This window comes from Litchfieldella qijiaojingensis, assembly GCF_014651875.1.
GTDB lineage: Bacteria > Pseudomonadota > Gammaproteobacteria > Pseudomonadales > Halomonadaceae > Litchfieldella > Litchfieldella qijiaojingensis.
This window is the reverse complement of record NZ_BMXS01000004.1, coordinates 172732-192895: the sequence shown is the minus strand read 5'-3', so window position 1 is coordinate 192895 and position 20164 is coordinate 172732. Positions and strand designations below refer to the sequence as shown.

Below are 20164 nucleotides of genomic sequence, written 5' to 3'. Positions count from 1 at the left end.
CAGGTTGTCGTTGTCGGCACCTGTGGCGCCATTGGAACAAGAGCCATTCACGATGGCTCGAGACGCCCCACGCCTGGCAGGCGCAGGGTGGGAAGACGGCTGCTTAGCCCCTCCAGCCCCAGGTCGAGACCGGTGCGATCGAGAACCGACAAGGCAGCAGCTTCGGCCTTTTCGGGCTGACGCAGGCGTATCGCCTCCATCAGGAGACGGTGGCGTTCCATGCTGTCGTTGAGTTCATCGGCGCTGTGATTGGAGGTTTCCACCAGCAGCGCGATCGCCGGCTTGAGCACATGGCTGATCTGCGACCACAGCAGGTTATGGGTCGCAGCAAAGATCGCTTCATGAAAGGCCACGTCATGGTCGTCGTGGCTAATGCCCTGATATTGGTGATCGGGGTTATCGAGCGCATGGATCATGCCGTGATAGGCGGTTTCGATCTCCATCAGGTCCGCCGCTGTGGCGTTCTCGGCCGCCAGACGTGCCACGAAAGGCTCCACGGCAACGCGAAAGGCGAAAATCTCGCGACGAATGCGCGGGTTGGGCTGGGCGAAACGCGCCATCCAGTCACTGACCCGAGGATCGAGCAAGTGCCATTCGGCCAATTCACGCACTCTGCTGCCCTGCCCCGAGATACGCTTCACCATACCTGCCGCTACTAGCGTCTGCAGGGCACTGCGCACCGTACTGCGACTGACGCCGTACTGCTCGCAGAGGTCCAGCTCCTTGGGTACGAACTCCCCCGGCGCGTATGCACCGCTGAAGATCGCTTCGGCGAGTTGCTCGGCGATATCGGGACGCGATGCGCGACTATTCGGGGAAGATGTGGCTCGGCTCATGCCAGCTCCGGCTATCGTGTAGGACTATGCTCGACCTATGTCCGACATAGGATCGAATAAAAAAAGACATAGCGCCTTTAGACGTTAGTCAAAGATGGGCATTACCAATGCCGGAAATGAAAAAGCGCCCCGGCTTATGCCGAGGCGCTCGTTGGTGAGATCCGATTGCGGGTAGCGATCAGTCGCGATAGACCGGGAAACGGGCGCAGACTGCCTCGACCTTAGCCTTGACGTCAGCCTCGGCCGCGGTTGAGTCGCCCTTGACCATCGCGTCGAGGATATCGCAGATCCAGCCGGCCAACTCACGGCATTCGGTCTCGCCGAAACCGCGCGTGGTCACCGCCGGCGTGCCGATACGCAGACCGGAGGTCACGAACGGGCTCTGTGGATCGCCGGGCACAGCATTCTTGTTGACGGTGATATGGGCGCGCCCCAGGGCGGCATCCGCGTCCTTGCCGGTCAAACCCTGCTTGATCAGCGACAGCAGGAACAAGTGATCCTCGGTGCCGCCGGAGACCACATCGTAGCCACGCTCGATGAACACGCCGGCCATGGTCTGGGCGTTCTTCACCACCTGCTGCTGGTAGCTCTTGAACTCAGACGCCATGGCTTCCTTGAAGCACACCGCCTTGGCGGCGATGACATGCATCAAGGGACCGCCCTGCTGACCGGGGAAGACGGCGGACTGGAGCTTCTTCTCGATCTCGGCGTCGCCCTCGCTGGAGAGGATCAGGCCGCCACGCGGACCGCGCAGGGTCTTGTGGGTGGTGGTGGTGACCACATGGGCATGCGGCATCGGACTCGGGTAGAGACCGGCGGCAACCAGGCCGGCGATATGCGCCATGTCGACCAGCAAGTAAGCGCCCACCTCGTCGGCGATCTCGCGGAACTTGGCCCAGTCGATGATCTGGGAGTAAGCCGAGAAGCCGGCGATGATCATCTTCGGCTGGTGCTCACGGGCAAGTCTTGCCACTTCGTCGTAATCGATGCGGCCGTTCTCGTCGATGCCGTACTGCACGGCGTTGTAATGCTTGCCGGAGAAGTTGGGCTTGGCACCATGGGTCAGGTGGCCGCCGGCATCCAGGCTCATGCCCAGTACGGTGTCGCCCGGCTTGACCAGTGCCTGGAACACGGCACTGTTGGCCTGGGAGCCGGAGTGCGGCTGGACGTTGGCATAGCTTGCGTCGAACAGTTCCTTGGCATAATCGATGGCCAACTGCTCGACGATGTCGACGTACTCGCAACCGCCATAATAGCGCTTGCTGGGATAGCCTTCCGCGTACTTGTTGGTCAACTGCGTCCCTTGGGCTTGCATCACCCGCGGGCTGGCATAGTTCTCGGAGGCGATCAGTTCGATGTGCGCTTCCTGACGAGCGACTTCTTTCTGCATCGCATCCAACAGGGCATCATCGAAACCGGCAATCTGCATGTCACGGCTGAACATCGTCGAGGGTCCTCGAAATTACGGGAAAATCGAAGTCACTATGATAGCGCAGCCCCCGACCCCTTTCACATGAAAGGGGGTCATGCTCTGCCCTATAATTTCTCACTTTGGGTTTAGCTAGACTTAAGCAGACGTACTATCGGCTCTCGACGCGGATCTTCGCGCGCTCCGTCACCCCCAACGGATCCTCGCGATAGGTAGCGAGACTGCTCTCGGCAGGTAAGGTGGTCGACACCGTCAGCTTGCTGACGTCGCCTTCGAGCATGCCGACCAGCGCCACCAGAATCTCTTGCGCCTCCTTGCCCAGCATCATGCCGAAGCCCTTGGCCTGGGTCCGCGCCTGTTCGAGGTACTGCTGCTCGCTGACACCGCTCATGGCGGCACCGATCGGAGCGATGCGGCCGAACATTCCCAGATCCTCGAGCCGCAAGACGATATTGCCACCCAACAAGGTCAGATCCTCGAAATTATCGGAATTGGCCAGATAGGTCGACGCATCGGCGCCCTCGGGTACGGCGACCGGGAGATCCATGTCCATCCCCACTCGCAAGGCATCGGCTACGTCGATCATGCCCTTGGCAAGAAGCGTGCCCTTGCCATCGTCCGCCGTCCAACGACCTTCGAAGGCAGCATCCAGATTGAGTTCGCCGGTACCATCGGTCAGCACATTGCTGACCATGCGCATCTGAGTGCGCTGATCGGCGGGGGCCTGGGCGATCATCCGGTCGAGATCCATGCTCAGAGCATCCAGCCATAAGCCGCCTTGGCCATCGTCCATGTTGCCGTCCAACCGCAAACGCTCGAAGGCTCCCGTCAGTCGGTCGGTGTCGAAGACCATGTCGGACAGCAACAATTCATCGCCGCGGGTCTCTCCCTCGACGTCGAGATCGCGAACATTTTCCATACGAAACAAGGCTAGTCGGAACGAGCCGGAGCCCAGTTCACCGAGGTTCCGGCCTTCACCGGAAAGATCCTTCGCTTCGAACAGACCGATATGCCCCTTCGCAAGGTCCCGCCCTTCGATGCGGGCGATGTCCAGGTGTCCGCTGCCACCGGCCCACGGCGCATCCCCGAACAGCCCCTCGGCGAGTTCCGAAGCGAGATCGAAGGTCAGGTCGTCGATGGCCAGCTCCTGAATATGCCACTCGACATCCGATGATGAGCCATCCATTGGAAAGACCGCATGCGACGGTTCTTCGAGGAGCAACTTCTTGGCACTGATCAATGTCAGGCCGGTTTGGCTGTCTTCGACGCTCAGGCCATCGATCACTACGGCATCGGGAGCATCGTAGTCGCCACGCACGGTGTAACGATCGATCAATACCCGCTCGCCCTGATCACTCTCGTAGACCAGCGCCTCGGCAACCACGCGACTGCCCAATGAAAACGTCGGCGAGGAGACATCGCCAATCTCGAGCATCCCCGTGTCGCCGAACATGGCGCGCAGATCGGCTTCCAGTCGTTCGGGACTGGCCAGCGTCGAGCCAGCCGGCATCAGGGTCAGGCTCAATGCCAGGCCCGCCGCCGGCCAAGGACCGATGGATTTCATGGTTCACCTCCGTTGTGTGTGATGTAGATGGCGTTGCGATGGACACCAATCGCCAAGTCTACCCGCATATGGCCCATCAAGCCTCTCCCAGCAATCCCAGGCTGGCCACCGGGGCCTGCCGGCGAACACCTCGCGACAAGGCATGGCCGATCAGGCCGATCAGCAGGGCTCCGACCAGCGGCAGTATCAACCAAACTCCCCAGTGGATGCGTGGTGCGAGGTCCAGCCAAGTGACATAGATTCCTGCAGCAGCCAACTCGGCGAGCAACGCTCCCATCAGTCCACTGGTGAAGCCCAGCACCGCGAACTCGGCGCCCTGGACCCGGGAAATCAACCGATCTCCAGCACCGAACACCCGTAGCAGACCGCTCTCGTGGGCACGCATGGGTCGGCTGGCGGTCAGCGCGGCATACAGCACGCTGACTCCGGCCAGCAATACAAAGGCGAGCACGAACTCCACCGCTCGCGTGACGTGGGTCAGCAGTTCGCGTACCTGGGCGAGGATCGCCTCGACGTTGAGCAACGACACGCCAGGGAAGTTCTCGACCAGATGGCGCAGGGTATCGCCATGCCCTCTCGGGAGGTGGAAGGCGGTGATATAGCTGTGCCCGAAACGTTCCAGCACCTCGGGCGGAAATATCACGAAGAAATTGGGACGAAAGCTGTCCCAGTCCAGGTCGCGTAGACTGGTAATCTCGCCAGTGATGTCCTCACCACCGATAGCAAAGGTGAGGGTATCGCCCAGCGCCAGCCCCAGGCGGTCGGCGAAGCCATCCTCGACGGAAATCGGCACCCGTGGTGACGCCTGGGTATCCACCTCGCCATACCAGCCTACCGTCGCCTCCATAGCATCGAACCAGCGGCCCGACACGATACGATTGCCTTCGGGCAGGGTTTCGCGCCACGTCAGGTTGAGTTCGCGACGCAACGAGTGGTCGCCTCGCGCATCGACCGGGACCGCCTCTTGCGGTGACTGGTCGTTGATGGCGGTGATACGCCCGCGCACCATGGGATAGAGTGCGGTGCGGTCGTCGACGGCCTCTTCGAGGGAGTCGATGAATGCCTCGCGCTCGCTGGGCTGGATATTGATGGCGAAGTAGTTGGGCGTATCCTCAGGGAGCTGGGCCTGCCAAGTGGTGAGCAGATCCCCGCGTACCAGGGCGATCATCGCCATGGCGGCGAAGGTCACGGCAAAGGCGAGCATCTGCCCCAGGCTTGAGCGACGCCGGCGTGCCAGTTGCCGGGCTCCCAGGCGGATCGCCTGACGCAGCTCATGCCCATTTTCCCCTCTTGATAGCGACACCCGAGATGCCAGGCGCAATATCGCCCCCAGCAGCAGCCACCCTGTGGCCCACAGCGCCACTAGCATGATCAGCCCACCCGCCAACAGGCCGAAGGAAAGCCAGGCATCGCCGGAATAGAGCCACAGCAGAGCACCAAAGGCCAGACTGGCCACGCCAACCACCAGCCAGGCCGACGCTGGCATGGGGTCGAGCTCGCGGCGCAACACCTTGAGTGCGCTGACGCGCTTGAGCCGCAACAGTGTAGGACCAGCAAAGCCCACCAATACCGCCAGGGCCGTCAGTATTCCCAACCACAACGGTAACAGGCCGGGAGGCGGCAGCTCCAATGGCAGATAACGCGTCAGCAGTGCCAGCAACCCGGCCTGGCCAACCAGACCCAATAATGCGCCCAGCAACGAAGCGGCAAGCGCCAGCCATAGCAACTGCAGGGCGAACAAGCGAGTCAGTTGGGCCTGGGACGCTCCGAAACAGCGCAGTAGCGCCGCGGTATCCAGGTGACGATCCACATAACGTCGCGTGGCCATGGCCACTGCTACTCCAGCCAGCAGCACCGCCGCCAGCCCCGCCAGGCCCAGGTACTTTTCCGCCCGCTCCAGCGAGCGCCCTAGCGCCGGACGATCGACCCGCACGTCGCGCACCTCGACCCCGTCGCGCCGCAATTGGTCGAGTCGCCGCTCCAGACTGGCCACGGCTTCAGGCGAGCCGGCGGCAAGCAATTCGAACTCGACGCGTGACCCAGGTTGTACCAGATTGGTCGCATCGAGATCGGTCAGGTTCATCATCAGTCGCGGGTTGAAACTGGAAAAGCCAGCCGACTGGTCGGGTTCACGCTCTATCAAGCCGCTCACGGTCAGCGAGGTCTCACCAACCTGAATGTCATCGCCCAACGACACTTCGATGAGTTGCGCCAGACGCGGCGCAAGCCATGCCTCGCCGGGTGCCGGCCCGCTGGCCACCAGTTCGACACCCTCTCCTCGATCGACATGCACCGCGCCGTAGAGTGGGTAGCGCTCGTCGACCACCTTGAGGCTGGCCGGCTGGAAGGCACCTTCGCGACTGACCATCGACACCATGTCAACCTGGTTGCTGATGGTCAGCCCGGCCTCACGCAGTTCGCGTTTGAGGTTAGCGTCGAAGGGCCGCGACTGCTCGAGCACCAGGTCGCCACCCAGCAACTGGCCGGCCTGGCGCTCCAGACCACGCTCCAGACGGTCGAGGAAGAAACCGATCATGGTCGCCGCGGCGACCGCCAAGGCCAGGGCCACGAACAGAGCCCGCACATCGGCGGCGCGAAAGTCTCGATGCAAGCCCCGCCAGGAGAGGAGCAGCCAGCGCATGACGTGACCGGGTACCGACAGCGGCGCGGCTTGCCGGCCGTCGTCGAGACGCGTGGTGTTACTCATGCTTCCACCTCGTCGTACTGCATGGCGACGAGGTAGCCATCTTCCAGGCGCAGGCAACGATCGCAGCGCCGCGCCAGGGCGTGATCGTGGGTCACCAGCACCAGGGTGGTACCAGCCTCGTGGTTGAGTTCGAACAGCAGATCGATGATCTTCTTGCCGGTACCTTGGTCAAGGTTTCCGGTGGGTTCATCGGCAAACACCAGTTCAGGGCCGGTGACGAAGGCACGTGCCAAGGCAACACGTTGCTGCTCGCCGCCGGAGAGTTGCTTGGGCAGATGGTCCAGGCGTTCGCCGAGGCCAACCCGCGCCAGCCAGTCGCGGCCGCGAGCTTCGCTATCGGCCAGCGGCGCCAATTCCAGAGGCAACAGCACGTTCTCCAGTGCTGTCAGGGTCGGCAACAACTGGAAGTTCTGGAACACGAACCCCACTCGACCTGCCCGCAACCGGGCCCGGCCATCCTCGTCGAGCGTGGTCAACGATTCTCCGAACAAGCTCATTTCACCGCTGGTCGGCAAGTCCAGCCCAGCCAGCAAGCCCAGCAACGTCGATTTTCCGGCACCGCTGGCACCAAGGATCGCCAATGTCTCGCCCGGAGACACCGTGAGTTCCAAGTCACTCAGAATGGTCAGACATCGTTCGCCACTGGTTACCTGCTTGCATAAGGCCCGAGCATGTAGAATCGGAGTCGAATCGGGGCGAGAGGAATCGAACATGGTACGAGAATTCCCTGTTTTCCTGCGTGGTCCACTGGATTCACAGCGTGCGGCTGCCCGGCTGTGGCTGGCATGTCTGGTCTGGTTGTGCGTAGTGCCGGCCCCCTTGCTGGCCGACGCGCGCCCCACTCTACTGGTGATGGGCGACAGCCTGAGCGCCGCTTATGGCATCGAGCGGGACCGAGGCTGGGTGCAACTGCTGGCCGAACGCCTGGGTGACGAGGCCCAGGTGATCAACGCCAGTATCAGTGGCGAAACCACTTCGGGCGGTGTATCGCGTTTGCCCGACCTGTTACGACAGCATGAACCCGAGTTGGTGCTATTGGAACTCGGCGGCAACGACGGCCTGCGCGGTCTGCCGCCACGTCAGATGCAAGCCAACCTGGCCGAGATGATCAAGGCTAGTCAGGCGACCGGCGCCGCAGTCATGCTGCTGGGCATCGATATCCCCCCCAACTACGGCAATGCCTACCGCGAGGCGTTTCGCAACGTCTACACCGAGCTTGCCGACCGCTACGATGTGCCATTGGTCCCGTTCCTCCTTGAGGATATCGCCCTGGACCAGTCGCTGATGCAGGGCGACGGCATCCACCCCACTGCCGATGCCCAACCACGTATCCTCGACAATATCTGGCCAGAACTCGAAGCGCTGCTGGAATCGCGTGCCGACCTGTCGCTCAGCGATCAGGACTGACCGCCTGAGAGCCAAGCCTTACTCGGCGGCAAACCGCGTGATCTCATGCAGGGTCCCGCCGCGCATCACGTGAGTGATGCTCCGGAACGCGTGCGTTGATTCCCCCGGATCCTCCCTGAGCACGATGAGATCAGCCAGCTTGCCCGCCTCCAGCGTCCCGAAGTCGTCAAGCCGCTCCATGGCCGCTGCCCCATGGCGCGTCGACATCACCAGCACCTCTGCCGCCGGGATTCCAGCCCGCTCCATCGCCTCCATCTCACGGTAGATCGAGGGACCGTGAAACGTGAGCGGGTTGCCCGCATCGGTACCCGTGGCGATAGGGATACCGGCCTCGTACACACGCCGGAGGTTCTCCTCCATGATTGCGCTTTGCCGGGCTTCATTCACCCGCCTGCTGATCACGCGGGCGAGGTAGCGCAGCTTGTCAGGGAGTGTCGCATGAAGTCGAGCTGCATCCTGGACCACGCGGCGCGTTTCGGCGTCAATACAATCATTGGGGTCATCGAGGGAGGGCGGTTTGCCGATGGCGACGCTGGCTATCGCCCGCGTCCAGTTCTGGAAGACGATTAGCGTGGGCACGTAGTAGGTTCCCACTTGACGAGCCAGGCGGAGAAATTCCTCGTCCACATGGCGGTCCCTGACACTGTGCGCCAGCATGTGCGCTCCAGCCCGCACCGCGACCTTCGCCCCGCGAAGTTGCGTGGCATGCACCACAAGCGGGACGCCCTGTGCCCGAGCTTCCCGCCCAATCAGCAGCAGACGTTTGTCTAGCGCTTCTGTTTCGTCCTGCGGTGGGTCGAGATACCACACCTTGATGGCTCGTGCGCCCATTCCCGCGAGCTCTCGCACACTGGCGCGGGCCTCCTCATCGGTACGCATCGGCAAGAACAGGCCGGTGTCCAACACCTGGAAGATGGGGAACACCGGTTCGAAGTGTGTGATCAATGGACCGGCGGGCCGAACGTGTGGACGCTCCGGATGATCCGCGGCGTGATCTTCGAGCTCCAGTGTCCACGGAAAGCCGCCCACGTCGTAAACGGCGGTGACGCCCGAACAGAGGTAGGCGCGATACCAACGATCCGGGGTTGCGCTCAGGGCCTGCTGCAGGGCTTCATAGTCGTAGAAGTCGTGGCCGATCCGGCTATCGGGGCGGCCATCCAACCAGCCGGTCTGCGAGAAGTGGACATGCGCATCCACAAGCCCCGGCGTGATGAACCGGTCGCTGACATCGACCGTCTCCGCCCCCGCGGTTACGGGGCAGGTGGCCTCACCACCGATGCACGCGATCTGCTCGCCCTTGACTTCGATCACGGCATTCTCCAGTGCCGCTGTGCCGGTGCCGTCGTAAACCGTTGCACCGGTCAGAAAGACGGATTCCGCGCTTCGTGCGGGTACGGCGACAACAAGGAGCGGCAACAGGACGAGGATGGCAGCTGGCTTTATATGCATCGCACAAACCGGTGTTTTCGAAACCCAGGCTCGACGCTCGACGCTCGACGCTCGACGCTCGAAGCTCGAAGCTCGAAGCTCGAAGCTCGAAGCTCGAAGTCAGATTATCGATCAATATGACCAAGATCACGCTCGGGGTCGAGCCGGTCGCGAACACGCTGCTTGAGGGTCTTGATATCCGGGAAGCCGCCGTCGCGCTTGCGCTCCCATAACGAGACATCGTCGTAGAAGATCTCGAAATAGCCACCATGGGACGGCACCAATGCCACCTCCTCTAGCGACTCGCCGAAGGTCGAGAGCAATTCCTGGGCGTACCAGCCGGCACGCAGAAGCCACTGGCATTGCGTGCAATAATGGATGCGAATTCGTGCCATATGTCGTTTCCGTCAAGAGATTGAGGGCATGATAACAAGACACATCCATCATAGTGACCCGCGCAGGGGAATGAAGCGAACGCCGGAGGAATCGACAGGGGCGGTCCTGATTTTTTGCCCTGCCCTCTTGCCCTTTCTCTAAACTGAGGCTATAAGGGCCGCAGGTGCCGCCCGGTGCCTGTTGGCGCCCTTCGGGTATTGCCCACCTAGGTGCAAGTACCCGTTTTACAGGGTGTAATGTCAGCATCAGGGTCATGGGAGGACATCGCATGAGCCGAGAACAACTTGTCAACGACTCCCTCGACGACGAGCAGGACTTCTTCGACGCCGTCAACGACGAACACTATACCCGTTCACGCCCCAGCAGTCGGGCCGATACCCTGCGCGCGCGGCGTCGGGTCGAAGCCCTGCTCGAGGAACGCCGCCTGAGGCGTGCCATCGAGGATGATTGGCTGCTGGAGTTGGAAGACGACGGCGAAGAATAATTTCCCCTTGGGACGACATCGTGATGGGCGCGCGGGCGCCCATTGTCGTTTGGCCAAGGCCAATGGGGTACTGGCCTTTCGAGGTAACGGCCACTATCATCGGTGGCCACTGAAACCCCTAACCCAAGTGGATGTCCATGGCGCAATACGTCTACACCATGAACCGGGTGGGCAAGGTCGTGCCCCCCAAGAAGCAGATTCTCAAGGACATTTCGCTGTCCTTCTTTCCGGGCGCCAAGATCGGCGTGCTGGGTCTCAACGGGGCGGGAAAGTCGACCCTGCTGCGCATCATGGCGGGAGTGGATACCGAATACGAAGGCGAAGCCCGCCCCATGCCGGGCATCAACGTCGGCTACCTGCCCCAGGAGCCGCAGCTCGATGATGCCAAGAACGTCCGCGATACCGTCGAAGAAGCCCTGATCCACATCAAGGAGGCTCAGGAAAAACTCGACGCCGTCTATGCCGCCTATGCCGAACCGGACGCCGACTTCGATGCCCTGGCCACCGAGCAGGCACGCCTGGAAAACCTGATCGAGGCTGCCGACGCCCATAACCTCGAGCGCAAGCTCGATGTCGCTGCCGATGCTCTGCGTCTGCCGCCGTGGGACGCCCAAGTCGGCAATCTCTCCGGGGGCGAGCGCCGCCGTGTGGCACTATGTCGCCTGTTGCTGTCCAACCCCGACATGCTGCTGCTCGACGAGCCGACCAACCACCTGGATGCCGAATCGGTGGCTTGGCTCGAACGCTTCCTGCACGACTACCCCGGTACGGTTGTGGCCATTACCCACGACCGCTACTTCCTCGACAACGTGGCCGGCTGGATCCTCGAGCTCGACCGCGGTCAGGGCATTCCCTTCGAGGGCAACTACTCCCAGTGGCTGGAGGCCAAGGAGAAGCGCCTGGAGCAGGAATCCAAGCAGGAAGCCTCACGCCAGAAGGCCATCAAGCAGGAGCTGGAATGGGTGCGCAGCAACGCCAAGGGGCGTCAGGCCAAGAGCAAGGCGCGCCTCAACCGCTTCGAGGAAATGCAGTCCAGCGACTTCCAGAAGCGCAACGAGACCAACGAGATCTATATCCCGCCTGGTCCGCGCCTGGGCGACAAGGTCATCGAATTCCACGGCGTCAGCAAGGGCTTCGACGGCCAGTTGCTCTACGAAGACCTCTCCTTCAGCGTGCCCAAGGGGGGTATCGTCGGCCTGGTGGGCGGTAATGGCGCAGGTAAATCGACCCTGTTCAAGCTGATCACGGGCAAGGAGCAGCCGGACGGCGGCGAGGTGGTGATAGGCGACAGCGTCGATATCGCCTATGTCGAGCAGCTCCGCGACGCGCTCGACAACAAGCAGACCGTCTGGGAGGCCGTATCCGACGGCCAGGATATTCTCAACATCAACGGCTACGAGGTATCGTCACGTGCCTACGTGGGCCGTTTCAACTTCAAGGGCAACGATCAGCAGAAACGCCTGTCGGAGCTCTCCGGTGGCGAGCGTGGCCGACTGCAGCTGGCCCAGACGCTCAAGCAGGGCGCCAACGTGCTGCTGCTCGACGAGCCGTCCAACGACCTGGATGTCGAAACCCTGCGAGCCTTGGAGGAGGCCCTGCTGGCCTTCCCCGGCTGCGCTCTGGTGATCTCCCACGACCGCTGGTTCCTCGACCGGATCGCTACCCATATCCTCGGTTTCGAGGGTGAATCCAAGGTAGTGTTCTTCGAAGGCAACTATACCGAGTACGAGGAAGATCACCGCAAGCGGGTCGGTGATGACACGCCGCACCGCATGAAGTACAAGCGCATCGACGCATGAGGAAGTACTGAATACATGGCCGCGCGACTCAATCACTGCGTTATGCGGTGCTCGCTCTCCTCATGTAGCAGGCGTGAACTGACCCCCAGTTGTTGGGGGTCAGTTCATATTCGAGACGAGACTTTCTTGTGTCTATCAACGTCTGCCGCGAATCAGCGACACGACGAACAGGATGAGAAACAGCACGCATAGCCCCTGGGCGATGACCGTGGCCACTCCCGCGATACCACTGAAGCCCACGACAGCGGCGATAACGGCGACGAGCAGGAACAGGAGGGCATTGCCGAGCATGAGGAGGCCTCCTTTCCAAGATTGCCACCCTCATTCAGACTCGACAGCCCTGAACAAAGGGTCAAGTTACCGAGGGTAACTCCCTGCATTCATCCTCAGTAGACGCGGACCTCCCCTTTCGGGCGTGTCTTGAAACGCCGGTGCAACCACAGGTACTGCTCGGGATGCTTGCGAATGGCGCTCTCGATGAAGGCGTTGATACGCGCGGCATCCGCCACTTCATCGCCACTGGGAAAATCGCGCAGGGGCGGCAAGTATTCCAGGGTATAGGTGCGATTGTCGGGATTGCGGTGGAACATGAGCGGCATGACCGGAGCTCCCGTCATGCGGGCAATCTTGGCGGTAAGTTTGATCGTGGCCGCCTCCACACCGAAGAAAGGCGCGAACACGCTGGCACCACGGCCGAAATCCTGGTCCGGCGAATACCAAACATGGTGACCGGACTTGATGCGCCTCACCACGCCGCGCAGATCGTGACGATCGATGGAGGTACCGAAGATGCGATTGCGCGCACGGGTCATGAAGCGCTCGAACAGGGGATTGTCGTGGGGCCGATAGACCACGTCGGCGGGAAAGAACAGCGAATGCAGCGCACCGCCCAGATCCAGCGTGGAAAAGTGCACGCCGATGATCAGCGCTCCCTTGCCCTCGGCCTGGACCCGGGCCATGTGCTCCTGTCCCTTGAAGGTTACCCGGTGGCGTAGGTGCTCGGGGTCACGGCACCAGCCGGTCGCAGTTTCGACGACCCCAAGGCCGTTGGCGATGAAGGTTTCGCGCACCAGTGCACGGCGCTCTTCCTCGCTCTTTTCGGGAAAGCACAGGCGCAGGTTGGTATCGGTGATATGCCGACGGCGCTTGGCCAGCCGCCAGGCCAACAGACCCAGCGCCTTGCCGAGTGCGAGCTTCACCCGCCAAGGTAGCCAGGCGACGATACGCATCGATCCGATGGTCAGCCAGGTCGGCCAATAACGCGGGTGGGCGAAAGATTCGGGATAACGGGACTTGGCCATGCACGGGGTCGACCCCCGTTTCGAGGGTCCTCTCCTGTTCAGTCGTGGACGTTGGCGTGGCGGGCCACTCCCGCCGGACCACCATGATAACGTCTCGGCACACGCGGCAGTACCCCGGTCAACAAGGTATAGCTAATGGTATCGCAGTGACGTGCCACCTCGTCCACCGACAGGCATTCACCACTCTCAGCGCGACCCCACAATACCACTGAACTGCCGATCCTGGCGTCGGGGATATCGGTCAGGTCCACGGTGAGCATGTCCATGGAGACCTTGCCGGCGATCGTGGTGCGCTGGCCGTTGACCAGCACTGGAGTACCATCCACCGCGTGACGGTCGTAGCCATCGCCGTAACCGCAAGCGACGACCCCGATCCGCGAGGGACGTGGCGCCTTCCAGCGACCTGCATAGCCTACCGGCTCGCCGGCCGCCAGATCGCGTACGGCAATGAGCTCCGAACGCAGCGTCATCACTGGTTCCAGACCTCGGCTGACATTGTCAGCACCTTCGAGCGGGTTGCTGCCATACAGCATCACTCCGGGGCGGTTCCAGGCACCGTGGGCTTGTGGCCAGGCCAGGGTCGCCGGAGAGTTGGCCAGGCAAGTAGGGGCCTTCAGCCGTTCCGCCAACTCATCCATCACGGCAAGCTGATGGCGAAAGTAGCTGGGGTCCAGAGCATCGGCGGTAGCGAAATGACTCATCAGATGCAGATCGGTGACGCGATCGGGAGCGGCGGCCAACCGTTCCCAGACTTGCTCGGCCCGATGCGGATCGAACCCCAGACGATGCATGCCGGAATCGACCTTGACCCAGGTCGGGATCGGCCGCTGCGGCCGATAGGCCAGATGGGCCTCGAGCTGCCAGTCGCTATGCACCACGGTCCACAACCCCATGGCATCGACGACTTCCAGCTCCCGTGCCTCGAAAATGCCTTCCAGAAGCACGATAGGCGTCTCGATACCGGCTTCGCGCAGCACACACGCTTCCTCGAGACTGGCCACGGCGAAGGCGGGCGCCAGATCGCTCAGGGCTTGCGCACACGGCACGGCGCCGTGCCCATAGGCATTGGCCTTGAGCACGGCCAGGGCGCGGCTGTGTGGCGCCAGGTCACGAGCCAGACAGTAGTTGTGTCGCAGGGCATCGAGGTCGATATCGGCGATCAACGGCCGGGCCATGGGGGTTCTCCTGAAGTGAAACGACGATGACGATCGGGCATGATTATTTGTCATTTTTTCGTCGATTTCACCGATGAAACACCCAAATTATAACCAAATATCAAAATATTAAACCGAATAACAAGAAAAAAGCAGCCGAATCATTCAGGCATTTGCGGGCGCGCCCCGATATTGGTCATCCTGTCGTCGCTTCCACCGGCGGCGTCGGGCAACTCCAGCGATACCGGTTGGTCGGCACGCAGCCACTCGTTGATCGAACGAACCACCTCGGTATCGAGCAGCCCCGCCTGTTGACGCAGATTGAGCAATGCCAGCACATAGTCGTAACGCGCTTCGGCATGATCGGCAATCGCCGTGAAAAAGTTCTGTTCGGCATTGAGGACATCGACGATATTGCGCGTGCCAACTTCATGTCCAAAGCGAGTCGCCTCGAGCGCGCTACGGTTGGAAACGATCGCCTGACGTCGCGCCTCGACGGTTTCCACGGTGTTGCTGGTCTGGGTGTAGAGCGAACGTACCTGCTGGACGGTTTCCCGACGCTGGGCCTCGAAATCGTACTGACTGGCCTCGAGGTCGAAGGTGCTCTGACGGATCCGCGCACTGGTCGTCCCTCCGGTATACAGCAACATCTCGGCTCGCACCCCGACCTGACTCGTCGAGTCATGGCCCGATGCGAAATCACTGTCACTATCGGCGTACTGGTAGTTGGCGAAGGCCTCCACCAAAGGCAGGCGATCAGCCCGCGATACATCGACATCGCTGCGTGCCACTTCTACCCCGGCTTGTGCGGCCATCAATGTAGGGCTGTTGTCCAGCGCCAGCTCGACCCAGGCATCGCGACTGGTGGGTTGTGGTACCTCGATCGGCAATTCGTCGGACAGGCTGTCGATAGTAACGTAACGACGTCCCGTCAGGCGTTCCAGTGCTTCGAAGTTGACCTGCATGGCTCCCTCGGCCGCAATACGCTGTGAACGCGCCAGGTCAAACGAGGCTTGGGCTTCATGAACCTCGGTGATCGCCACCAGCCCGACCTCAAAGCGCTCGCGAGCCTGCTCCAGTTGTCGGGCGATGGCCGCTTCCTGTGCTTGGCGGGCGGTGAGAATATCGTAGGCTCGCAAGATCTCGAAATAAGCCTCGGCAACATCGAACAGCAGTTGTTGCCGCGTCGCTTCGAGCGACAAGGTCTGCTGACCGAACTGACGCTCGGCACGCTCGAGCTGCGCTCGATTGCCAGCATCGAACAGTGCCTGGGAGGCATCCACTGCGACATCGGCTCGATTGACCTTATCCTCGGTACTCGAGACGAAATCACCGATGAAATCGCCTTGACCACCGCGAAAGCCATTTTCCTGGCTGCTATAGATGCGGTTGTGCGAGGCGCTAGCTGATGCACTGACTTGGGGCCGCAGTGCACCCTGCTGGGCATCACGACCAGCTTCCGCGCCACTCACGCCAGCCCGCGTTGACGCCAGAGTGGCATCGTTATTCAGGGCATCGCGGGTAATCGTCCACAGATCGGCGGCATGCGCGGAGCCGATCGGCAACATTACCATCAGCAGGAAGAGGAACAGGCGCGAAATGCAAGGCGAGGAGTTAGCGGCCGACATGAGCCTTCCTTCCGCAGGGGACCGAGACGCTTTCAATGTGCCAGCTTTTCGTGCAAGGAGCACGCACACTGCCGAACACTCCAAGATCGCCGCCCCGAGAGAGACTCGAGGGGCGCCAAGGTCACGCGGATGAAGAGAACCGAAGGACCATCACTCGAATATGGCATCCAGGGACAATCCCTGCTTCTCGAGCACCCGGCGCAGTTTCTTCAAGGCCTCGACCTGAATCTGCCTGACCCGTTCACGAGTCAGGCCGATCTCTTCGCCGACTTCTTCCAGGGTGGCAGCCTCGTGGCCTCGCAAACCGAAGCGACGCACCACGACTTCCATCTGCTTGTCAGTGAGTTCGGCCAGCCAGTCGTTGACATGTTGCTTGACGTCGACATCCACCAGCGACGACTCAGGGCCTACGTCATTGTCGTCGGCCAGGGTTTCGATCAGCGGCTTGTCGCTTTCGCCACCCATCGGATAATCCACCGAGGAGACGCGCTCGTTGAGCCCCATCATCTTCTTGACCGTGGTCACCGGCTTGTCGAGGAATTCGGCGATTTCCTCTGGCGTGGCCTCGTGATCGAGCCTCTGGGTCAGCTCGCGCGCCGCGCGCAGATAGATGTTGAGCTCCTTGACTACATGGATAGGCAAGCGGATGGTACGTGTCTGGTTCATCAAGGCACGCTCGATGGTCTGGCGAATCCACCAGGTCGCATAGGTCGAGAAGCGGAAGCCGCGCTCGGGGTCGAACTTCTCGACCGCACGAATCAGGCCCAGATTGCCCTCCTCGATCAGATCGAGCAGTGACAGCCCCCGGTTGAGATAGCGCCGCGCGATCTTGACCACCAGACGCAGATTGGACTCGATCATCCGCGATCGACCAGCCGGATCGCCCTGTTGGGCGAGGCGACCGTAATGCACTTCCTCCTCGGGTGTCAGTAACGGAGAAAAACCGATCTCATTCAAGTAGATCTGCGTGGCGTCCAGGCTGTGATGATACTGATTCTCTTCACGGCTCAGCGCCTTCTCGAATTCCTGGTCATCCTTGGCGCTGGCGTCGTCTTCTTCGTCAACATCCAGCTCCTCCTCGATGGCCTCGAGGTCAACATCCTGAAGATCCCGTTCGAGCATACTCATGTGTCGCTACCCCGTTCAGTGCTACCCAGAAACACGACCGCCACGATGTACCGATATGCCCTGTCGCATGGCGATGGTCGCTGTTGTTATTGTGCGATGCAAGCCGTCACTCAACGTGACGGCAAGAATTCCAAGGGGTCTTGAGGCTGGCCATCCCGGCGCACCTCAAAGTGCAGCTTGACGCCGTCGGCATCGGTATCGCCCATGGTGGCAATCACCTCTCCGGCTTCGACTACGTCATTTTCCTTGACTCTCAAGCTGTCGTTGTGGGCATAGGCGCTAAGGTACTGATCGTTGTGCTTGAGCAGAATCAGGTTACCGTAGCCTCGCACCCCATTGCCCGCATACACCACGATTCCCGGTCCGGCCGCTCTGACAGGTTGCCCCTTTTGCCCGCCGATATCAATGCCGGCCGTGATACTCGAACCTTCGCCGAAACGCCCCAGCAGCTCCCCGTCGGCAGGCCACTGCCAAGGCACCTCATCCACGGGAGTGTATGTCCGGTTGGCGTTTTCACCTCCCGCCGATTGGGATTCACCGGCCACGGCAGTACCGGCATCCGGCTGCTGTTGCTGAGCAGTATCGCGTGTTGTCGATGACGACTGTGTGTCAGGGCCAGCCTGCTGCGTGGATTGCGTATCGGAAGCCTCCGCTCTCGCCGCGGTCGACGACTCCGTAGCTGAATCGGCGACTTGCCGGCTTGCGGCAAGCGCCTCGCTTTCGGCAAGATCGCGCTCGCTCAGTTGGCCATCGGCACCGGGGCTACCGTAGTTGTAAATCGGGCCAGGGGAATTGGTGTTTTCCTCTTGTGCCGCCCGTTGCTCGCCGGCAGCGGCCGCGGCTCCAAGCGCCGACTCACTGGTACCCGACTCATCGAGCGAGCGCGCCGTCAAACGGCGATTGCGCTCGATAGCCTCTTCGTCCGGCGTCAACCAGTCGAGGTTGCCGCTCTCGGCATCGACATCGACCGCTCCACTGACCTGGGCTCCGGAAGCGGCTTGCGTGGAAGTCGAAGCGGTGGCCCTCTGCCCACCACCGCTGGCATCGAGACGCAGTTGCTGCCCCGGTTGCAGCCGGTAAGGAGGGCCAATATCGTTGAGGCTCGCCAAGTCTCGAAAATCCATGTCATACCGCCAGGCAATACCATACAGGGTGTCACCTGCCTCCACGGTATAGGTACTCGCCGCTTCCCGTTCACGGCTCATCGACAGGTCGCGTACCTGGACCTGAGAAGGACCCTCCGGCTGGGTAGCGCAACCCGCCATGCCCAACGCCATAGCGGAAATCAACAGGGCCTTACGCATCGGAGCCTTCCTCCTTGTGAGGGCGTGCCTGGGATGGACGGGACTGTCTGCCGACCACCAGCACCAATATCAAACCAGCCAGCATCAAGGCCAGCACACCAAAAAGCTGCGCGGACTCTCCGGTCAGCAACGCATAATTCCCTGGCGACAGATAACGATAATCCAGCGGAATCATCCTGCCGTCCGGTCCCAACTGGTATCTGACCAATTCCCGCCATGGCCACAAGGTTGGCAAGGATCCCAGGATGAAACCGACCAACAGTTGCAGCGTTGCAGTATGGAAGCAGCGCAGCATCCAAGACAATAACCGCGAGAAAAAGAACAGGCCAAGGACACAGCCCAGACCAAACTGCGCGATCAGGGCCAAATCGAACCCCTTGATGCCCTCCATGACCGTGCCGTAGAGCCCCATGGTCAGCAGCAGGAAACTCCCCGAGACACCAGGCAACAACAAGGCGCTGATGGCGATGGCGCCCCCCACCACCAGCAATAGGGTTTCCTGCCCAAGGGTGGCGACAACGGGCATCAGCCCGGGCAAGGCCCTGGCCAGCAACAGTCCCACGGCCAGCGGTACCACATGCCATAGCCGCCAATTCGGCAACTCGCGGCTAACCACAAGTACCGAAGCCGCGACCAAACCGAAGAAAAAGGCATCCAGCAATAGCGCATGTTCGGCCATCAGGTAGGTCACCAGGTGCGCCACGCTGATCAGACTGGCGGCGATCCCGGCAAGCAGCGGCACCACGAAGGCGAGGTTGAGATGAACGGCAAGCTCCGCCCAGCCACCACGACGCCAGGCCGTGAAGGCGGTGGGGCCGAACTGCTTGATGGTATGGATCAGCTCTTCGTAGATGCCGGTGATAAAGGCGATGGTCCCTCCCGAGACCCCGGGAACCGCATCGGCCGCTCCCATGCCGGCACCCTTCAGGAAGATGGAATACGAACGCTTCAACGAATGACTCCTTGCAACAACGGGACGAAGCGCACCGGCTCCAAGCGTTGGTAATCGAAGGCGTCGCCCCGGCGACGCACCTGGGTTAGCCACTGGCGGCCGTCGGCTTCTTCCAGTGGTGCGATCAGTCTGCCGCCACCAGCAAGCTGGGCCAGCAGCTCTTCGGGCAGTTCCCGGGCACAGGCCGTCAGCAGGATGACATCGAAGGGGGCCGCCTCGGGCCAACCGTGGCCACCATCGGCGAGACGCAACCGCACATTGGAGACCTTGAGGCGGCGCAGACGTTCACCCGCGCGTTGATACAGGGCGGTAATCCGCTCGATCGACCACAATTCCGGCACCAACCGAGAAAGAATCAACGTCTGATAGCCGGAACCGGTTCCGATTTCCAGTACCCGCTCGGGAGCCTCGGCGATCACCAGTTCAGTCATCCGCGCCACGATCCATGGCTGCGAAAGGGTCTGGCCATGACCGATGGGTAGCGAGGTGTCCTCATAAGCACGGTGAGCCAGTGCCTCATCGAGGAACAAGTGACGTGGCTCATGCCGGAGTACTTCCAGCACACGGGTATCCTCGATGCCTCCAGCCCGCAAACGGGCGACCAAACGGTCACGGGTACGTTGCGATGTCATGCCGACACCGCGCAA

18 protein-coding genes are annotated in these 20164 nt (G+C 61.6%); 3 read left to right on the top strand and 15 right to left on the bottom strand.

Features of this window, described 5'->3' with window-relative positions; all coding sequences use genetic code 11:
* Window positions 1–47: 47 nt before the first annotated feature.
* From IE093_RS06565 to IE093_RS06545, 5 genes are all read right to left on the bottom strand, one after another.
* Window positions 48–836, bottom strand: a complete 789-nt coding sequence (locus tag IE093_RS06565) for a FadR/GntR family transcriptional regulator (protein WP_189467394.1) — start codon at window positions 834–836, stop codon at window positions 48–50.
* Between the two features lie 178 nt (window positions 837–1014).
* Window positions 1015–2280, bottom strand: a complete 1266-nt coding sequence (gene glyA / locus IE093_RS06560; RefSeq protein ID WP_189467392.1) for a serine hydroxymethyltransferase — start codon at window positions 2278–2280, stop codon at window positions 1015–1017.
* A gap of 136 nt (window positions 2281–2416) precedes the next feature.
* Window positions 2417–3829, bottom strand: coding sequence for a hypothetical protein (locus IE093_RS06555; protein WP_189467390.1), 1413 nt, complete (start codon window positions 3827–3829; stop codon window positions 2417–2419).
* 76 nt (window positions 3830–3905) lie between these two features.
* Window positions 3906–6470: an ABC transporter permease gene (locus IE093_RS06550; protein ID WP_189467545.1), complete on the bottom strand. Its 2565-nt coding sequence runs from the start codon at window positions 6468–6470 to the stop codon at window positions 3906–3908.
* Window positions 6471–6532: 62 nt separating this feature from the next.
* Window positions 6533–7249, bottom strand: coding sequence for an ABC transporter ATP-binding protein (locus IE093_RS06545; protein ID WP_189467388.1), 717 nt, complete (start codon window positions 7247–7249; stop codon window positions 6533–6535).
* Here IE093_RS06545 and IE093_RS06540 point away from each other — a divergent pair.
* Complete coding sequence (locus IE093_RS06540) at window positions 7248–7943, top strand: arylesterase (protein WP_189467386.1); 696 nt, start codon at window positions 7248–7250, stop codon at window positions 7941–7943. The two genes, IE093_RS06545 and IE093_RS06540, sit on opposite strands and share 2 nt — an antisense overlap.
* Before the next feature lie 18 nt (window positions 7944–7961).
* Here the strand turns inward: IE093_RS06540 and IE093_RS06535 are convergent, their stop codons facing one another.
* Both IE093_RS06535 and IE093_RS06530 read right to left on the bottom strand, forming a co-directional pair.
* On the bottom strand, window positions 7962–9254 hold the full coding sequence (locus IE093_RS06535; RefSeq protein WP_189467384.1) for an amidohydrolase family protein: 1293 nt from the start codon (window positions 9252–9254) through the stop codon (window positions 7962–7964).
* Window positions 9255–9496: 242 nt separating this feature from the next.
* On the bottom strand, window positions 9497–9766 hold the full coding sequence (locus tag IE093_RS06530; protein WP_189467376.1) for an Rdx family protein: 270 nt from the start codon (window positions 9764–9766) through the stop codon (window positions 9497–9499).
* A gap of 269 nt (window positions 9767–10035) precedes the next feature.
* Between IE093_RS06530 and IE093_RS06525 the strand changes: the two genes are divergently transcribed.
* Window positions 10036–10251, top strand: coding sequence for a PA3496 family putative envelope integrity protein (locus tag IE093_RS06525; RefSeq protein ID WP_189467374.1), 216 nt, complete (start codon window positions 10036–10038; stop codon window positions 10249–10251).
* Window positions 10252–10388: 137 nt separating this feature from the next.
* A complete protein-coding gene (ettA, locus tag IE093_RS06520) occupies window positions 10389–12050 on the top strand; it encodes an energy-dependent translational throttle protein EttA (protein WP_189467372.1) in 1662 nt (553 codons plus the stop codon).
* 135 nt (window positions 12051–12185) lie between these two features.
* On the opposite strand, the gene IE093_RS06515 is transcribed toward ettA, so the two are convergent.
* The 8 genes from IE093_RS06515 to IE093_RS06480 all read right to left on the bottom strand — a co-directional run bounded on the left by IE093_RS06515 (window position 12186) and on the right by IE093_RS06480 (window position 20149).
* On the bottom strand, window positions 12186–12341 hold the full coding sequence (locus IE093_RS06515; protein WP_189467371.1) for a DUF1328 domain-containing protein: 156 nt from the start codon (window positions 12339–12341) through the stop codon (window positions 12186–12188).
* A gap of 95 nt (window positions 12342–12436) precedes the next feature.
* Complete coding sequence (lpxL, locus tag IE093_RS06510; protein ID WP_189467369.1) at window positions 12437–13351, bottom strand: LpxL/LpxP family Kdo(2)-lipid IV(A) lauroyl/palmitoleoyl acyltransferase; 915 nt, start codon at window positions 13349–13351, stop codon at window positions 12437–12439.
* Window positions 13352–13389: 38 nt separating this feature from the next.
* Window positions 13390–14526 (bottom strand): alanine racemase, encoded by a 1137-nt coding sequence (gene alr / locus IE093_RS06505; RefSeq protein WP_189467367.1) that lies wholly within the window; start codon window positions 14524–14526, stop codon window positions 13390–13392.
* 140 nt (window positions 14527–14666) lie between these two features.
* A complete protein-coding gene (locus IE093_RS06500) occupies window positions 14667–16133 on the bottom strand; it encodes a TolC family outer membrane protein (protein ID WP_189467365.1) in 1467 nt (488 codons plus the stop codon).
* 150 nt (window positions 16134–16283) lie between these two features.
* Entirely contained in the window at window positions 16284–17261 is a 978-nt protein-coding gene (rpoS, locus tag IE093_RS06495; protein ID WP_189467363.1) for an RNA polymerase sigma factor RpoS, read from the bottom strand.
* A 110-nt stretch (window positions 17262–17371) separates the two neighbouring features.
* On the bottom strand, window positions 17372–18565 hold the full coding sequence (locus IE093_RS06490) for a peptidoglycan DD-metalloendopeptidase family protein (RefSeq protein ID WP_189467361.1): 1194 nt from the start codon (window positions 18563–18565) through the stop codon (window positions 17372–17374).
* Window positions 18558–19517 carry a DUF368 domain-containing protein gene (locus IE093_RS06485; protein ID WP_229803311.1) on the bottom strand — a complete coding sequence of 320 codons (960 nt, stop codon included), beginning with the start codon at window positions 19515–19517 and terminating at the stop codon, window positions 18558–18560. The genes IE093_RS06490 and IE093_RS06485 overlap by 8 nt, the downstream gene beginning before the upstream one ends.
* The gene (locus IE093_RS06480; protein WP_229803310.1) at window positions 19514–20149 is read right to left on the bottom strand and encodes a protein-L-isoaspartate(D-aspartate) O-methyltransferase; all 636 of its coding nucleotides are present in this window, start codon (window positions 20147–20149) and stop codon (window positions 19514–19516) included. The genes IE093_RS06485 and IE093_RS06480 overlap by 4 nt, the downstream gene beginning before the upstream one ends.
* Between the last annotated feature and the right edge of the window lie 15 nt (window positions 20150–20164).

Excerpts from the sequence above, each read along its gene's own strand:
- IE093_RS06480 (WP_229803310.1), bottom strand. The coding sequence starts at position 20,149 with ATGACATCGCAACGTACCCGTGACCGTTTGGTCGCCCGTTTGCGGGCT.
- IE093_RS06490 (WP_189467361.1), bottom strand. The coding sequence starts at position 18,565 with ATGCGTAAGGCCCTGTTGATTTCCGCTATGGCGTTGGGCATGGCGGGT.
- rpoS (WP_189467363.1), bottom strand. The coding sequence starts at position 17,261 with ATGAGTATGCTCGAACGGGATCTTCAGGATGTTGACCTCGAGGCCATC.
- lpxL (WP_189467369.1), bottom strand. The coding sequence starts at position 13,351 with ATGGCCAAGTCCCGTTATCCCGAATCTTTCGCCCACCCGCGTTATTGG.
- IE093_RS06540 (WP_189467386.1), top strand. The coding sequence starts at position 7,248 with ATGGTACGAGAATTCCCTGTTTTCCTGCGTGGTCCACTGGATTCACAG.
- alr (WP_189467367.1), bottom strand. The coding sequence starts at position 14,526 with ATGGCCCGGCCGTTGATCGCCGATATCGACCTCGATGCCCTGCGACAC.
- IE093_RS06555 (WP_189467390.1), bottom strand. The coding sequence starts at position 3,829 with ATGAAATCCATCGGTCCTTGGCCGGCGGCGGGCCTGGCATTGAGCCTG.
- glyA (WP_189467392.1), bottom strand. The coding sequence starts at position 2,280 with ATGTTCAGCCGTGACATGCAGATTGCCGGTTTCGATGATGCCCTGTTG.
- IE093_RS06530 (WP_189467376.1), bottom strand. The coding sequence starts at position 9,766 with ATGGCACGAATTCGCATCCATTATTGCACGCAATGCCAGTGGCTTCTG.
- ettA (WP_189467372.1), top strand. The coding sequence starts at position 10,389 with ATGGCGCAATACGTCTACACCATGAACCGGGTGGGCAAGGTCGTGCCC.
- IE093_RS06500 (WP_189467365.1), bottom strand. The coding sequence starts at position 16,133 with ATGTCGGCCGCTAACTCCTCGCCTTGCATTTCGCGCCTGTTCCTCTTC.
- IE093_RS06515 (WP_189467371.1), bottom strand. The coding sequence starts at position 12,341 with ATGCTCGGCAATGCCCTCCTGTTCCTGCTCGTCGCCGTTATCGCCGCT.
- IE093_RS06565 (WP_189467394.1), bottom strand. The coding sequence starts at position 836 with ATGAGCCGAGCCACATCTTCCCCGAATAGTCGCGCATCGCGTCCCGAT.
- IE093_RS06550 (WP_189467545.1), bottom strand. The coding sequence starts at position 6,470 with ATGCGCTGGCTGCTCCTCTCCTGGCGGGGCTTGCATCGAGACTTTCGC.
- IE093_RS06525 (WP_189467374.1), top strand. The coding sequence starts at position 10,036 with ATGAGCCGAGAACAACTTGTCAACGACTCCCTCGACGACGAGCAGGAC.
- IE093_RS06545 (WP_189467388.1), bottom strand. The coding sequence starts at position 7,249 with ATGTTCGATTCCTCTCGCCCCGATTCGACTCCGATTCTACATGCTCGG.